Source organism: Streptomyces piniterrae, from assembly GCF_005048155.1.
Classification (GTDB): domain Bacteria; phylum Actinomycetota; class Actinomycetes; order Streptomycetales; family Streptomycetaceae; genus Streptomyces; species Streptomyces piniterrae.
Genome location: NZ_SUMB01000006.1, coordinates 311,318 through 325,868, shown reverse-complemented (window position 1 = coordinate 325,868; position 14,551 = coordinate 311,318). Strand labels below are relative to the sequence as shown.

Annotated in this window: 10 protein-coding genes and 1 tRNA gene; 9 read left to right on the top strand and 2 right to left on the bottom strand. The window is 69.7% G+C overall.

The features are described 5' to 3' along the window. Window positions 1-11 precede the first annotated feature (11 nt). From FCH28_RS19960 to recQ, 5 genes are all read left to right on the top strand, one after another. Entirely contained in the window at window positions 12-3,386 is a 3,375-nt protein-coding gene (locus FCH28_RS19960) for a DUF499 domain-containing protein (RefSeq protein WP_136741406.1), read from the top strand. 125 nt (window positions 3,387-3,511) lie between these two features. Then, window positions 3,512-4,486 carry a hypothetical protein gene (locus FCH28_RS19955; protein ID WP_136741405.1) on the top strand — a complete coding sequence of 325 codons (975 nt, stop codon included), beginning with the start codon at window positions 3,512-3,514 and terminating at the stop codon, window positions 4,484-4,486. A 54-nt stretch (window positions 4,487-4,540) separates the two neighbouring features. Further along, the gene (locus FCH28_RS19950; RefSeq protein ID WP_246103027.1) at window positions 4,541-5,095 is read left to right on the top strand and encodes a hypothetical protein; all 555 of its coding nucleotides are present in this window, start codon (window positions 4,541-4,543) and stop codon (window positions 5,093-5,095) included. 1,012 nt (window positions 5,096-6,107) lie between these two features. Continuing rightward, window positions 6,108-6,200 (top strand) — tRNA-Ser (locus tag FCH28_RS38185). A 350-nt stretch (window positions 6,201-6,550) separates the two neighbouring features. After that, window positions 6,551-8,653 carry a DNA helicase RecQ gene (gene recQ / locus FCH28_RS19945; protein WP_246103041.1) on the top strand — a complete coding sequence of 701 codons (2,103 nt, stop codon included), beginning with the start codon at window positions 6,551-6,553 and terminating at the stop codon, window positions 8,651-8,653. Between the two features lie 154 nt (window positions 8,654-8,807). Here the strand turns inward: recQ and FCH28_RS19940 are convergent, their stop codons facing one another. Together FCH28_RS19940 and FCH28_RS19935 are read right to left on the bottom strand one after the other, a co-directional pair. Next, window positions 8,808-10,118: a sensor histidine kinase gene (locus FCH28_RS19940; RefSeq protein ID WP_136741404.1), complete on the bottom strand. Its 1,311-nt coding sequence runs from the start codon at window positions 10,116-10,118 to the stop codon at window positions 8,808-8,810. Further along, window positions 10,115-10,900: a hypothetical protein gene (locus FCH28_RS19935; protein ID WP_246103025.1), complete on the bottom strand. Its 786-nt coding sequence runs from the start codon at window positions 10,898-10,900 to the stop codon at window positions 10,115-10,117. Before FCH28_RS19935 ends, FCH28_RS19940 begins: the two co-directional genes overlap by 4 nt. Window positions 10,901-11,314: 414 nt before the next feature. Here FCH28_RS19935 and FCH28_RS19930 point away from each other — a divergent pair, with 414 nt between their 5' ends. The 4 genes from FCH28_RS19930 (at window position 11,315) to FCH28_RS19915 (ending at window position 14,329) form a co-directional block, all read left to right on the top strand. Further along, on the top strand, window positions 11,315-11,593 hold the full coding sequence (locus FCH28_RS19930) for a hypothetical protein (protein WP_136741403.1): 279 nt from the start codon (window positions 11,315-11,317) through the stop codon (window positions 11,591-11,593). 151 nt (window positions 11,594-11,744) lie between these two features. Beyond that, entirely contained in the window at window positions 11,745-12,764 is a 1,020-nt protein-coding gene (locus FCH28_RS19925; RefSeq protein WP_136741402.1) for a glycoside hydrolase family 113 protein, read from the top strand. A gap of 288 nt (window positions 12,765-13,052) precedes the next feature. After that, the gene (locus tag FCH28_RS19920; protein WP_246103024.1) at window positions 13,053-13,475 is read left to right on the top strand and encodes an ADP-ribosylation/crystallin J1; all 423 of its coding nucleotides are present in this window, start codon (window positions 13,053-13,055) and stop codon (window positions 13,473-13,475) included. Beyond that, the gene (locus FCH28_RS19915) at window positions 13,472-14,329 is read left to right on the top strand and encodes an ATP-grasp domain-containing protein (protein WP_136741401.1); all 858 of its coding nucleotides are present in this window, start codon (window positions 13,472-13,474) and stop codon (window positions 14,327-14,329) included. Before FCH28_RS19920 ends, FCH28_RS19915 begins: the two co-directional genes overlap by 4 nt. Window positions 14,330-14,551 lie beyond the last annotated feature (222 nt).

Sequence of the window (14,551 nt, the reverse complement as noted above, 5' to 3'; positions counted from 1 at the left end):
ACACCCGCACCATGGCGGTGAACAACCGAGACCGCGTCAACCACATGATCAACACCCTCGCGGAGGGGCTGTTGCCCTTCTTGGAACGGGAGATGGTCAGGCGGCAGGGCGACAGCTGGTTCGAGGACGCGGAGAGCGAGGCCAGGGGGCAGGGGAGGCAGATCGGCAGGCAGGACCCGCAGTTCTTGCTGAATCTCCTCCAGCGGTACTGGAGCAGCTACTTCCGGCATCTGCTGCCGGGCAGTGCCCGTGGGTTCGCCAGCGAGCTGAACGACGTACGCAATCGGTGGGCGCATAACGGGTCGTTCTCCGCGGACGACGCCCTGCGTGCCTTGGACACGGGGGAGCGGCTACTGCGGGCCGTGCACGCGGACGCCACTCTCGTCGACCAGGTCCGCGAGTCCCGGCAGGCGCTGCACCGGCAGGTGACGGAGGAAGAGACGAAGAAGGCGGCCCGCCGGGCGCGCGCGGTGCCGAGCGTGGCCGCCGAGGGGCTACGGCCTTGGCGCGATGTGCTCACCCCGCACCCGGACGTGGCACGCGGCGACTTCAACGCCTCCGAATTCGCCGCCGACCTGTGGCGGGTGGCGCGCGGGGAGGGTGCCGCCGAGTACACGGAACCGGAAGAGTTCTTCCAGCGGACGTATCTCACCGAGGGTCTCCAAGAACTGCTCTCCAAGTCACTGCGCCGTATCAGCGGCGACACGAACGCCGCCCCCATCATTAACCTCCAGACGAACTTCGGTGGCGGCAAGACCCACTCGATGATGGCGCTGTACCACCTGTATGCGCCGGGCCTGCAGGTGAACCGGCTGCCGCAGGATCTCCAAGAGCTCATCGCCACCGCGCCCGGCGGCGGGCTGCCCGGCGGGCTGGTGCACCGGGCCGTGCTGGTCGGCAACGAACTGGGCATCGGACAGGCCGACGTCAAGCCCGATGGCACCACAGTCAACACCATGTGGGGCCAGCTTGCCTGGGGGCTTGGCGGCAAGCAGGCGTACGACATCATCGCCGAGGCCGACCGCACCAGCACCAGCCCCGGCACCGCCCTGCTGCAGGACCTGATCGCCGCCTACGCTCCCTGCGTCATTCTCATCGACGAATGGGTGCAGTATGCGGGTCCGCTGCTTGGCACCGACAATCTGCCGGCCGGATCCTTCGAGTCGCACTTCTCCTTCGCGCAGTCCCTCACCGAGGCGGTCGCTTCCGTTGACGGGGCCCAGTTGCTGGTCTCCATCCCGGCCTCCGTGACCGGAGAGATCAGCGCCGCCGACCAATACGACATCGGCGGGGAGAACAACCGCACCGCTCTGGAGCGGCTGCAGAACGTCGTCCACCGCAAGGCCGACACATGGCGGCCCGCGAGCTCCGACGAATCCTTCGAGATCGTGCGCCGCCGTCTCTTTCAGACCCCCACCGCCAATGTCCAGGCGGAGATAAACAAGGTGGCGCGGCTCTACACGCAGTTCTACGGCACCGAGAAGCGCGAGTTCCCAGCTGGCTGCGACACCATGGATTACGAGCGGCGGATCAAGTCGACGTACCCCATCCACCCGGAGCTGTTCGCCCGGTTCTACGAGGACTGGTCCACGCTCCCCAAGTTCCAGCGCACCCGGGGCGTGCTGCGGCTGATGAGCACCGTCATCCATGCTCTGTGGCGGGACCAGAACCAGAGCCCCATGATCATGCCCGGCGACGTGCCGATACACGACACCCGTGTCAACCAGGAGCTGACGTACTACCTGGAGGACAGCTGGAAGCCGATCATCGACGCTGACGTCGACGGACCCGACTCCACCCCGGCCGCCGTGGACGCCGAGAAGCCCGTCCTCGGGCAGCGCGGCATGAGCCGACGCGTCGCCCGCACCGTCTTCATGGGCTCCGCACCACGCGTGCACGCTGCCCGCAAGGGCCTGTCCGAGGCGCACATCCGGCTCGGCATGGCGATCCCCGGCGAACCCCTCGGCAACTTCCGCACCGCGCTCAACGCCCTCGCCGACCGTTCCACCTATCTCTACGGCGACGGCGAACGTCACTGGTACGACATCCACGCCAACATCACCCGCACCGCCAAGGAGGCGGCGGATAAGCTCCTCGACGACCCCGACAAGGTGTGGGCGGACGTGGTGCGCCGGCTCAGCCCGGTGCAGAGCGTGCGTGGCCAGTTCTTCACCGCTGTCCACGCTGCGCCCCTGCCTGCGAGTGACATCGCGGACAACGACGGCGCTCGCCTGGTTCTGGTGCACCCCCGCTTCGCCCACCGCAACGCTAAGGGCGTGCCCGACACCGAGGCCTTGCACTTCGCCCAGGAGGCACTCAACCAGCACCGTTCCAGCACCCGGCAGCACCGCAACGCCCTCATCTTCCTCGCCCCCGACCGCAAGGAGATCGAGGAGGTCGCCGAGGCTGTCCGCGAGTACCTGGGCTGGAAGCAAGTGCTCCAGCAGCACCTCCAGCTCGACCTGACTGACAGTCAGCGGACCCAGGCCAGATCCCGCATGGAGAAGGCCGACGAAACGGTCAGCCTCCGTCTCGGCAAGGCCTACCGGTGGGTCCTCGTCCCCGAGCAGATCCCCGGCGCCAAGATCGAGTGGGTCGACTTCAAGGTGGACCTGTCCACCATCGACGACGCCGCCCTCCAGGTCGGCGAACGTCTCAAGCGCCAGGGCATGCTCTACCTCCAGCAGGCCCCCGCCGTCCTCCACCAGCGGATCAAGGACGCGCTGGCCCAGGAGTGGGACCGCGACGGCCACATCTCCGTCGGCCGCCTGTGGGAGCTGCACACCAAGTACCCCTACATGAACCGGCTACGCGACCGCAGCGTCCTCGACCAGGGCATCGAGGACGTCCTGAACCACATCACCTGGGAGAGCGACGGTTTCGCCCTCGCCACCGGCCATGACCCAGCCACCGGCCGCTATCAGGGCCTCGTCTTGCCCTGCCGGGGAGTCTCCTTCGGCCAGATCACCGACAGCACCCTGCTAGTGCGGGCCGATATCGCCGTAGCGCAGGAAGAGGCCGACCTGGCTGCGGCGGCCCGCCACCACGAACCAGCCACCCAGGACCAGGACGACGAAACACGGCAGGGCTCTGGCGGCCCGACGGAGTCGCCGCGTCCCGGCCCCGGCGCTCCGGCCCCGACCCCGCTGCCCCGCGTCCCGACCCGCTTCTATGCCCACGCCCGGCTCGACACCGAGCAGTACAGCAAGCACGCCACCAAATACGCCTTCGAGATACTCCAGCACCTCGAAGCCATCGGGGCCGATGTCGAGATCACGGTCGAGATCCAGGCGACCGTACCTGGCGGCTTCCCCGCCGACAAGGTGCGCACCCTCACCGAAAACGCCAACACCCTGAAACTGCAGCCCAAGTTCGAGGAAGAGTAGGGTCACAGGCCAGGCCAGGCCGGGGCCGTACTCACCCGGCCTGGCCTGATCGTTTCGGCGTGCGCCAGCACTCTCGATACGCTGGCCGACCGACGGCGTCCAAGATCACCACGGGGAGCATAGGCATGGCCGCACGCAACAAGGACAGAGTCGTCCACTTCTACGAGATCGCCGATGCCGAAGCCCCTGCCACATCCCGCCTCCCGCTGCGCGACTGGGGAGCACACATCCGCCGCCTGTGCACCCAGCCACCCGCACAGCGCACCGTACGCACGGGCGACGAGATCCTGATCGGCGCCGTCGACCCCCACCAGACCACCCCGCACCTGCTCCTCGCCAAAGTCCGCCAAGATGTACCGCAGCTCATCGACCACGTCGACGGCACTCTCAGCCACCTCCAACTGGCCGCCGACAAGGAGCTGGTGGACGTCACCACGGTGTACTTCCCGCCCTTCGGCAACGTCGTCGCCACCATGGCCGGCGGCATCTCGGCCCCACGCGCCCAGGCCCTGAAGCGCTGGCTGAACGACATGCACGTCGCTGCCCCCGAGACGCGCAACATCGAGTTGCGGCCAGTGGTCAACGCGCGTTCCCGGGAGAAGCTTGCGCACGCAGCGGCCATCGAGAAGCTGACCGTACGGATCGCCCCCGAGCCGCCCGACAGCCCTACTGCTCTGCGCGCCAGCTCCGACCTCGGCACCGCTCTGAGCCGCCTGCACGAGGACAACCCGGACATGGTGATCACCCTGACCCTGGAGGTGCCAAAGAAACCCGGCGCCCTCTCGCCGCGCCGCCGCGCCCGCGGCCACAACCAACTCCTCGGCTCGACGCGGGTGCTCGCGGGCGACATCGAGGACTGGCTGGACAACTCCGACGCCGTCGACACCGCCGCCGCGCGGGCCCGTATGGAGGCGTGGCACAGCGAGGCCGACGACGAGAAGATCGACTTCGTCAGCGAACGCATCACCGCTAAGTGCGTCGTGCCGTTCTCCTCCAGCGACGGCCACGCCATCGACCTCCAGGTGGCCCTGAACAAGCTGGAGCGCGTCTCCCACGAGAACGAAAGGGTGCTGCGGGCCGCTGTCAGTGCCGACCTCTAGCCTGGAGGGCAGCTGGGGCGAAAGCCCTGGTGGGCGCGCGGGGGAGGGACGGGAATGCCGAGGCTATTGGAAACGCTACGCAGACTTCTGAACGGCTGGCGGTCACGACCGGCGGCGGACTGGCTGCTGACTGCTGTCGTCCTCGCCGGGCACGGTCTGTTGGTCGTACTAACCGAACGCGGCGACATCCTCGGTGCACCTGGCCGCGAACAACGCTTGACGATCTACACCACCGGTGCCACCGTCGTCGCACTAGTTGGCAGCTTCGTCACTGCCGCTATTGCTCAGTACGCTTCCGCCACCGGCCGCCGGATGCGGGTCCTGCGCACCGCACCCCACCTGGCCTCACAGTTCCGGCGGAACTGGGTGAGCGTCCTATCGGCCACCCTGCTCATCTCCGGCGTCTGCCTGCTCGCAACCGCCCTCGACACTACCGAGACCGACCCTGGGGGCGTCCACTGGGCGGTGGAAGGTGTCCTGATCCTCGGTGCCGCCCGGGCCTACCGCCTGCTCTGGCTGTTCAACGCCGTCATCCAGGCGACGGACAGAGACCTCGCAGACTCCCCTCAGCCGACGGCCCAGCATCCCCCTCCTCCTGCCCCCAGGTGATGTTCCCTGCCCGGGGATAACTGCTCCTAGCGCAGCCTGCCCTGCAGTGCTATTCCCCACGCAGCTGAACCTGTTCTGGATGGCGGCCCGCGCCCCCCGGCGAGGGGGGCCGTGACCACGCTTGCGTCGGACCAGACCGGCGAGCGAGATGACGCGAGGCGTGTGACCGGGCCGGCACCAGGCCCGGGCTTTCCGCGACTGGAGCGCCTTGCCCGACTCGTCGGCGAAGCACGCCGACGCGGGAGCTGTGCGCGCTCGCCCGTGAGCACACGCCTATGTACTACCGGCCGATCCTCGTGTTCCTGGAACACACCGGACTCCGGTGGGCGAGGCAACTGGCCTGCGGTGGGCTGACATCGGCCAAGAGACTAAGCACCTCAAGGTGAAGGATGTGCTGTGCTCAGCGAGGACCGGGGACGCTCTTCCGCAAGCTGCACCGAAGTCCGTCGCGGGCTTCCGCACGGTGCTGCTCCTCCCAGAGGCCATCGAGGCCGTGAAGACGATGCTGGCCCGATGGAGACCGAAGGACACCGGGTCCCCCATCAGCGACGGCCGCGACCTGCACCCCGAAGAACTCGTCTTCCGGGGCCCCAGGGCGGGGTGCTGACGCGGCATAACTTCCGGCGCACGTGGGTTCCGGCGATCCAGGACGCCGGGCCCGCCCGGAAGGTGACCAATCCGGCGACAGGCCGGGACGAGTGGTGGCCGCGGGTGCACGCTCTACGGCACGTCTTCGCGACGTGGCTCAAGGAACTCGGCATCGACGAGGAGGACCCCAGACGGTCATGGGTCATGATCGCGGGTCCAAGGTGACGTGGATCTATCAGCACTCGCCGGAGGACGTTGCGGCCCAGGTGCTGAAGGTGATGGTGCCGCCGCAGGAGCCTGTTCGAATGCTCAAGGCCTTCTGCCCCCGAGAGTCCACATAGAGTCCACAAAACCCCCTCGGTGATTCTCGCCGAGACTCTGTAAAACAGGAAAGTGCACGTCAGGCCCCTAACGAATGACACTCGCCGAGACTCGGAAAGTCTCCCGAAGGCTCGGAATCTTTCCCCGCTTTCTCCTAAAGCGGGTGTCGCAGGTTCGAATCCTGCCGGGGGCACCATGCAGTAACCCGCCGGCCCGCAGTATCCCCGGGTGGCGGACCAGTCGGCCTCGGGCTTTTTGTCCGGGGCCGTTTGTGTGGCTGGTGCCGAACGTGTGGAAGGTCCGGGCGGCCTTACTGCGGCGCCGGCGGGTTTGAGCCTGTCGGTCGGGATCCGGTCGTCGTCCCTGTGTGCGGGGAGTTATCCACAGGCCGCGCGGCGAGCGTGCGGTAGCTCGTACGCTTCAGGGATGGCTGAGGCGGCGGACGTGGAAGTGGGCGTGGAGACGCAGATGGATCCGGGAACGCGTAGGGATCCGGGAGTGGGGACGGGTGCGGAGGCCCCGACCGGCATGGATGCCCCGGTCGGCATGGATGGCCTGACCGGCTCGGATGCCCCCACGGGCGCGGGATCGGGGTCGGGTGTCGAAGGGGGTGGGGCGGGCACCAGCGAGGCGGTGCATGTGCTGCGCCGGGTGTTCGGCTACGACGCGTTCCGCGGCAGTCAGCAGGAGATCATCGAGCACGTCATAGGGGGCGGGGACGCGGTCGTCCTGATGCCGACCGGTGGCGGCAAGTCCCTCTGCTATCAGATTCCCGCACTGGTGCGGAGCGGCGTGGGGATCGTGATCTCGCCGCTCATCGCGCTGATGCAGGACCAGGTCGACGCGTTGCGGGCGCTGGGCGTGCGGGCCGGATTCCTCAACTCCACGCAGGACTTCGAGGAGCGGCGGCTGGTGGAGGCCGAGTTCCTCTCCGGGGAGCTGGATCTGCTGTATCTGGCGCCGGAGCGGCTCCGTGTGGAGCAGACGCTGAACCTGCTGGACCGGGGCAAGATCTCGCTCTTCGCGATCGACGAGGCGCACTGTGTCGCGCAGTGGGGACACGATTTCCGCCCGGACTACCTGGCGCTGTCGATGCTGCACGAGCGCTGGCCCGAGGTGCCGCGGATCGCGCTGACCGCCACCGCGACGGAGGCCACGCACGGTGAGATCACCTCCCGGCTGCGGATGGCGGACGCCCGGCACTTCGTGGCGAGTTTCGACCGGCCCAACATCCAGTACCGGATCGCGGCGAAGAACGAGCCGAAGAAGCAGTTGCTGGAGCTGCTGCGCGGGGAGCACGCCGGTGACGCGGGGATCGTGTACTGCCTCTCGCGGGCCTCGGTGGAGAAGACCGCCCAGTTCCTGGTGCAGAACGGGATCGACGCGCTGCCGTATCACGCCGGGCTCGATGCCCGTACGCGTGCCCAGCACCAGGCCCGGTTCCTGCGCGAGGACGGCATGGTCATGGTCGCCACGATCGCGTTCGGGATGGGGATCGACAAGCCGGATGTGCGGTTCGTGGCGCATCTGGATCTGCCGAAGTCGGTGGAGGGGTACTACCAGGAGACGGGGCGCGCCGGGCGGGACGGACAGCCGTCGACGGCCTGGCTGGCGTACGGGCTGCAGGATGTGGTGCAGCAGCGGAAGATGATCGACGGGTCCGAGGGCGACGACGCGCACCGGCGGCGGCTGGCCGCGCATCTCGACGCGATGCTGGCGCTGTGCGAGACGGTGCAGTGCCGTCGGGTGCGGCTGCTGGCGTACTTCGGTCAGGAAGGCAAGGCGTGCGGCAACTGCGACACCTGCCTCACCCCGCCGCAGACCTGGGACGGCACGGTGCCCGCGCAGAAGCTGCTGTCGACGATCGTGCGGCTGCAGCGCGAGCGCAGGCAGAAGTTCGGGGCGGGGCAGATCATCGACATTCTGATGGGACGCAAGACCGCCAAGGTCATCCAGTTCGATCATGACGGGCTGAGCGTCTTCGGGATCGGGGAGGATCTGCGGGAGGCCGAATGGCGGGGCGTTGTACGGCAGTTGCTCGCGCAGGGGCTGCTGGCCGTCGAGGGTGACTACGGCACGTTGGTGCTCACCGAGGCGAGCGGCGAGGTGTTGCGCGGCCGGCGCGAGGTGCCGATGCGGCGGGAGCCGGAGAAGGCAAAGGCAGCGAAGGCGACGCGGACGGCGAAGGGCAAGCGCGCGCCGGTGGACCTGCCCGAGGAAGCGCTTCCGGTATTCGAGGCGCTGCGGGCCTGGCGCGGCCGTACGGCCAAGGAGCAGGGCGTCCCCGCGTATGTGATCTTCCATGACGCGACGCTGCGGGAGATCGCCACCGCCCGGCCGGCGTCCACGGCGGCGCTGGGTTCGGTCAACGGGGTCGGCGAGAACAAGCTCGCCAAGTACGGGCAGCAGATTCTGGACGTACTGGCAGGCCGCGAAGGGGACGCGGGAGACGGGGGAGACGCGGGGATCGGGGGAAACGGGAGCACGGGAACGACAGTCGGCGGGGATGGCGGTGCGGGGGCTCGTGCGGACGTCGGCGCGGGGGCCCCGGTGGGCCTCGGTGCGCCGAGGGCGGTGGAGCCGCCGGACGACGCGGGCTACGCAGACGAGGGCTACGCACCGGAGCCCCCGGATGACATCGATTGGTGAAGGGGATGGGTGACGGGCAATCAGGGCGAGAGGCAGTCAGGGTGACCGGCGCTCCGAGGTGACTGGTGGACCTGGGCGGCTGGTGAACCTGTGTGACCGGTGGCTCTAGGTGACTGGTAGTCAGGAATAAGCGTCAGACGTGACGGGGGGGCGGTCAGCGATGAGCGGTGGATCTGTGCCTCGGCGGCTGGTCCGGCAGCTGAAGGATTGTCCGGGCGCCGCCGTCGGGGGCGTTGTCGAAGCGCAGGTCGATGCCGAGGACGGCGGCCTGGCCGACCGCGATGGTCAGGCCCAGGCCGTGGCCCTTGCCGCGGCCGGGGGCGTCGGTGCGAAAGCGCTGCGGGCCGTGGTGCAGCAGCTCGTCCGGATAGCCCGGACCGTGGTCGCGTACCTCGACCGTCGGGGCGCCGCGCCGTGGCGCGTGCACGGTGACCACGACCGGCGGCGCTCCATGCCGGTGCGCGTTGATGACGAGGTTGGCGATGATGCGGTCGAGGCGGCGCCGGTCCGTCTCGACGATCGTGTCGGCGGCCCTGCCGGTGGCCGGGTCGGTGGCGATGCGTACCTCGGTGTCGAGCCCGGTGGCGCGTACGGAACGTTCGACCAGCCCGCCGAGTTCGTACGAGTCCAGGTCGGCATGCTCGGCGCCGGAATCCAGCCGGGAGATCTCCAGCAGGTCCTCGGTCAGCCGGTGCAACGCCCGCAGCCGGTCGTTGATCATCTCCTTCGGGCGGCCCTCCGGGAGGAGATCGGCCGAGGCGAGGATGCCGGTGAGCGGGGTACGCAGTTCATGGGCGACATCGGCGGTGAAGCGCTGTTCGGCCTGGAGGCGGCTCTGCAGGGAACCGGCCACCGAGTCCAGGGCCGCGGCGACCGCCGCCACCTCGTCCTGGCCCACCGGACCGCGGGGCTTCCGGCCGGGCTCGTCGCCGACCCTGGCGTCCAGATCGCCGGCGGTGATCCGGCGGGCGACGGCCGCGGTGGTGCCCAGCCGGCGGCTGATGCGCTGGGCGAGGAAGAGACCGGCGAAGGCGACGGCGGTGGCGGCGAGCACGGCCGACCCGAGGATGGCCGTATCGAGCATCTCCAGGGAGCGCCGGGTGCCGCCGTACGAAGTCCAGACGGCCAGCACCCGGCTGTCCGCAGGTGCCGCCGCCCACATGACGACCTGCCCCCGGTACGTCCCGACCATCGTGCCGCGTTCACCGGAACGCACCAATTCACTTAGGGGCTTGGGGAGTTCGGGCGGATCGAGGATGGAGTTGATGTCCGCACGCGAGGTGCCGTACTCGAAGAGGTCCAGCGCGGTGTCGAGGTCCGTGCGGACATGCTCGCGAACGTGGCCGACGGTCTGCCGCGCCACCGCGTTGTGGACGAGCACGCCGAGGACGGCGGCGACGGCACAGCACACCGCCGTCACGGTCAGCGCGAACTTCCAGCGGAGCGAGACCGCGGGGCGCCTCACGAGCCGCCTCCGCGAGGCGGTGAGAGACCGGGAGACGGCTGGTGTCCAAGAGAGGGCTGGTGTTCGGGAGGCTGAGAGAGTCCGGGAGACGGCTGGCGTCCGGGAGAGAGTCCGGGTGGCGGGGAGCCGCCGAGTGGCGTGGCGGTCGCAGCCGACGGCGACGCCGCGCCCGACGGGTACGGCGGCTTGCGGGCCTCGTCGAGGGTGAGGTCCCACAGGCCCATCGAGTCGCCGTCCCACACGTAGTCGGTGACGCTCACATAGCGCTGGTCCTTGGTGGGCTCGCGGATGGCGAGATGCCCGGCCGCCAGCTCGACGCCGGCCAGCACCCCGCGCAGCGCCAGAATCCGGGTCACCACCTGGTCCCGGACGCTGAACACCCGCAGCTCGCTGTTGCGGGGATCGAGGTCGACGACGGTGATCAGGTCGGGCTTGCCGTCGTCGGTGAGGTCATGCAGGACGGGGCGGCGTACGGCCTTCGGGTCGGGTGGGGTGCGGCCCTCCGCCTCCACGCTCGCATCGAGGACGGCGGACGCGTCCGCATCCGCCATATCGCCGCTGGGGATACGCGGGACGCCCGGGACGGGTGCGAGGACGGCCGGGTTCTCGTCGCGGCCGAGCGGGGCGGGCGAATAGTCCGGCCACAGCGGGAGCGGCGCCTTCACATCCCGCGCCCGCCCCTCGTTGTCCAGCCCCTCCAGGCCGGCGCACCCGGCCATGAGCACGAGCGCGGCCGACGTACCGAGGGAGGCCAGCGCCGCCCGGGCCCGCCACCGCCGCATACTCGCCTCCCGTCGCCACCGGAACCCGTTGCGCCCGGACGTTGCACCGACAGGTTGCACCGACACGCTGGGCACACAGTCGTCGACACGTAGTGCACACGCTGCGCCGACACGTTGCGCACATATTCGGACACAACGGGATCAAGTTACTCAAGGCCGGTGTGGGAGTGCGTGCCGCGCGCCCCCGTTTCGTCACACGACTGACCGCAGAGATCTTGCCGACTGTTACACAACGGATGGATCGCCGTTAAGGACGCTCCGTAGCGTTCTCTTCGTCAGATGGCCCGTCAGGCGGTTCGCCCGACCCGCTCGTCCGACACGTTCGCCCAACACGTTGACCCGAAAAGTTCGACCGAAGAGTTCGGCCGACAGACCGTCAGGCAGTACGCCGCACAGTCCGCCAGAGGAGAACCCATGCGCGCCCAGCGTCGCTCCGTGATCCGTACCGCCACCGTCGCGACCGGCGTGCTGGCCGTCCTGCTGCTTCCCGCGGGCGCCGCCTTCGCCGCCGACTCGACCGGCCCCACGGGTGGTCGGACGTCGATCATGCTGCCGGAGAACGGACTGGCCGGCCTGGCCGAGAAGGCCGGTCATCTGCCCAAGGCCGGGCTCATCGGCGGCGCCGGAGCGCTGGGCGCCGCGGGTGCGGCCGTGGCCGTCCACCGCCGGCGCCAGGGACACCAGGGCCACTAGGAGCGACAGGCGCTCAGCCGCCCCGACCGCCTCAGTCGGCTCCTCGGCTCGGCGACAGGCCAGCCACAGTGCAGCCTTGACGTTGACGCAACGACAACTTGGACGATGACGCCGTACGGCAGACACAGTCATCCCACCGGAGGCATTCGTCATGTTGCGCGGCAAGGGCATCCATTACGACACCGGCACCCTTCCCAACGGCGACACATCGCGCCCCGTCTTCGACGTTCGGGACGTCGAACGGGACATGCGCGTCGTCGCGGAGGACCTGCACTGCACCGCCGTCCGTATCACCGGGGGCGATCCGGACCGCATCGAGACCACGGCGCGGTACGCGGCGGAGGCAGGCCTGGAGATCTGGTTCTCGCCGTTTCCCTGCGAGCTGTCGAACGCCGAGATGCTGCCGCTGCTCACCGACTGCGCCGAGCGGGCGGAGCGACTGCGGCGCGACGGCGCCGAGGTCGTCCTCGTCACCGGCTGCGAACTCAGCGTGTTCGCCCGCGGATACCTGCCCGGGGACACACTGAACGAGCGCATTCCGGTCCTGGCGGGCCCCGGCCGCGAAGCCGCGCTCCAGGGCATCCCAGACAAGGTCAACACCTTCCTGGGGGAGGCCGTCGACGCCGTGCGGCCCCTCTTCGGCGGCCGCGTGAGCTACGCCTCCTGCCCTCTGGACGGCGTCGACTGGGCCCCGTTCGACATCGTCGGCCTGGACGCCTTCCGTAGCCTGCGCAATGCGGCCACCTACCGCACCGACCTGCGCAAGGAATGCGGCCACGGCAAGCCCGTCGCCATCATGGAGGCCGGCTGCTGCACCTACCGGGGAGCGGGAGAGCACGGCGGCGCCGGCTGGTACATGGCGAGGGAGGCCGACGGCGTCACCCTCAAACCCGGCCTGGTGCGCGACGAGGGCGAGCAGGTCTGCTACCTCGACGATCTCATGACCGTCTTCGAGGGGGAGGGCATAGATTCCGTCTTCTGGTTCAGCTTCGCCGGCTTCAGCACACCCCACCGGACATCCGGACCGGACGAGGACCTCGCCTCCTACGGCATCGTCAAAGTCCTGGACGAGCACAGCGGCTATCCCGCCGGCAAGCGCGCCTACCCCGACATGCCGTGGGAACCGAAGCAGGCGTTCCACGCACTCGCCACCCGCTACAAGGCCCACTGAGCGTCTTCGGAGTGGTCAGCGATCGGGCTCGTGACTCGGTCCGTGACACGGATCCGTGACGAGCGAGGCCCCCGGCCGGTTGAGCGAAATGCCTGCGGTCTCATATCCCCTCGCTGAAAGCGGCAGGCGTCGACATGGCCCTCGCCGGGTGTCCGATCGAAGCGCCAGCATCGTCCGCCCATCCGGCGAGGTGTGGTCACGGTGCGTCCGGCCCCGGCCGCGCAGCCCCTGGTTCCCGCCCCAGATATCCCCGTGCCCCCGCCCCGCGCGCCCCCGTACCGTACGGTCATGATCGAGACGCCGCGCGACGAGAGCACCCCCTCCCCCAAGCTCTCGACTCCGCTGGAGCAGGGCAGCCCCTCATCCCGTACCCTCTGGCGCCCCACCGGCCCCGAGGAGCTCGCGCTCGTCGCGGCGTCCGGCTGGCGCGCCTGGCCGCCGCGCCTGCCCGACCAGCCGATCTTCTATCCGGTACTCAACGAGGACTACGCGATACGGATCGCCCGCGACTGGAATGTGCCGGCCTCCGGCATCGGCCATGTCACCCGCTTCGAGGTCGAAGCGGACTTCCTCGACCGCTACCCGGTGCGCCAGGCAGGCGGCCGGACGATCCTCGAACTCTGGGTGCCCGCCGAGGAGTTGGAGGAGTTCAACCGGCATATCGTCGGCCGTATCGAGCTCGTCCACAGCTTCCATCCGCCGCAGCCGTGACGGCACCACCTGGCCCTGTAACGCCGTCACAGAACCCGGACGGCGGCCACCCCGCCCCCGTCCTGCTGATCTCGGCGCAGCGCACCAGCACCGCCACGCTGCTGACCGGGGCCGCCGCCCGGCGCGGCCTGGAGACGGCGGTGCTGACCGGCCCTGACACCGTACGGGCGCTGTCCGGACGGGCGGTCCACTGGTACGGCGGGCCGCGCACCGCCGACCGGATCGCCGGGCCGCTGCGCCTGGGCCTGCTGGAGCCGCCGGACGACTGGCTTGCCCGGCTTCCCGTCCAACTCACCCTCCGCAGCGTCGAGTTGCTGACGCACGCGGAGGCGATACGGCGTCCCGGGCCGTTCTTCGCCAAGCCGCCGAGCGACAAGTCCTTCCCGCCGGGGGTGTACGAGAGCGGTGCGCACCTGCCGCGCGACAGCCACGGCTCGCCCGTACTCGTCTCGGACGTCGTCTCCTTCGCCGCCGAGTACCGGCTGTTCCTCCTCGACGGCGCGCTCGCCACCGCCACCCGGTACGCCGTCCACGGACGTCTGGACCCCATGCCGCTCGCCGACGACCCGCACGCGCCGGACGTCCACGCCTTCGCCGCCCGCCTGCTCGCGCTCGCGCCGCTGCCCCGTGCGGCGGCGGTCGATGTGGGGCGGCTGGACGACGGCCGCTGGGCCGTGGTGGAGGCCAACATGCCGTGGTTCGCGCATAGTTACGCGGCGGACCCGGACGCGGTCCTGGACGTGGTGCTGCGCGCGGCGGGCCCGTACGACGGCGTCCCGGAGGCCGACCGCCGGTTCCTGCGCCCCGAGGCCGAGGGCCGGCGCGACTCGTACGTCCGTCCGGCCCTCCCATAGGCCGGACCCTTAAGGGTCGTTCGAACACTTCCCCTAGGGGACGCGAGGGCCCCCTGCGGGTCCACAACGCGGGTGCGCTGTGCGATATTCCCGCGACCCGCTGCGGGATCGCTCATTCCCCCGCCCCACAGCCGGGTCGAGCACTGCCGCGCCCCACAGCCGGGTCGAGCGCTGCCGCGGCCCAGAGCCTGGTCGAGCACTCCCGCGCCCCACAGCAGGATC

Excerpts from the sequence above, each read along its gene's own strand:
- recQ (WP_246103041.1), top strand. The coding sequence starts at position 6,551 with ATGGATGGCCTGACCGGCTCGGATGCCCCCACGGGCGCGGGATCGGGG.
- FCH28_RS19960 (WP_136741406.1), top strand. The coding sequence starts at position 12 with ATGGCGGTGAACAACCGAGACCGCGTCAACCACATGATCAACACCCTC.
- FCH28_RS19920 (WP_246103024.1), top strand. The coding sequence starts at position 13,053 with ATGATCGAGACGCCGCGCGACGAGAGCACCCCCTCCCCCAAGCTCTCG.
- FCH28_RS19925 (WP_136741402.1), top strand. The coding sequence starts at position 11,745 with ATGTTGCGCGGCAAGGGCATCCATTACGACACCGGCACCCTTCCCAAC.
- FCH28_RS19955 (WP_136741405.1), top strand. The coding sequence starts at position 3,512 with ATGGCCGCACGCAACAAGGACAGAGTCGTCCACTTCTACGAGATCGCC.
- FCH28_RS19935 (WP_246103025.1), bottom strand. The coding sequence starts at position 10,900 with ATGCGGCGGTGGCGGGCCCGGGCGGCGCTGGCCTCCCTCGGTACGTCG.
- FCH28_RS19950 (WP_246103027.1), top strand. The coding sequence starts at position 4,541 with ATGCCGAGGCTATTGGAAACGCTACGCAGACTTCTGAACGGCTGGCGG.
- FCH28_RS19930 (WP_136741403.1), top strand. The coding sequence starts at position 11,315 with ATGCGCGCCCAGCGTCGCTCCGTGATCCGTACCGCCACCGTCGCGACC.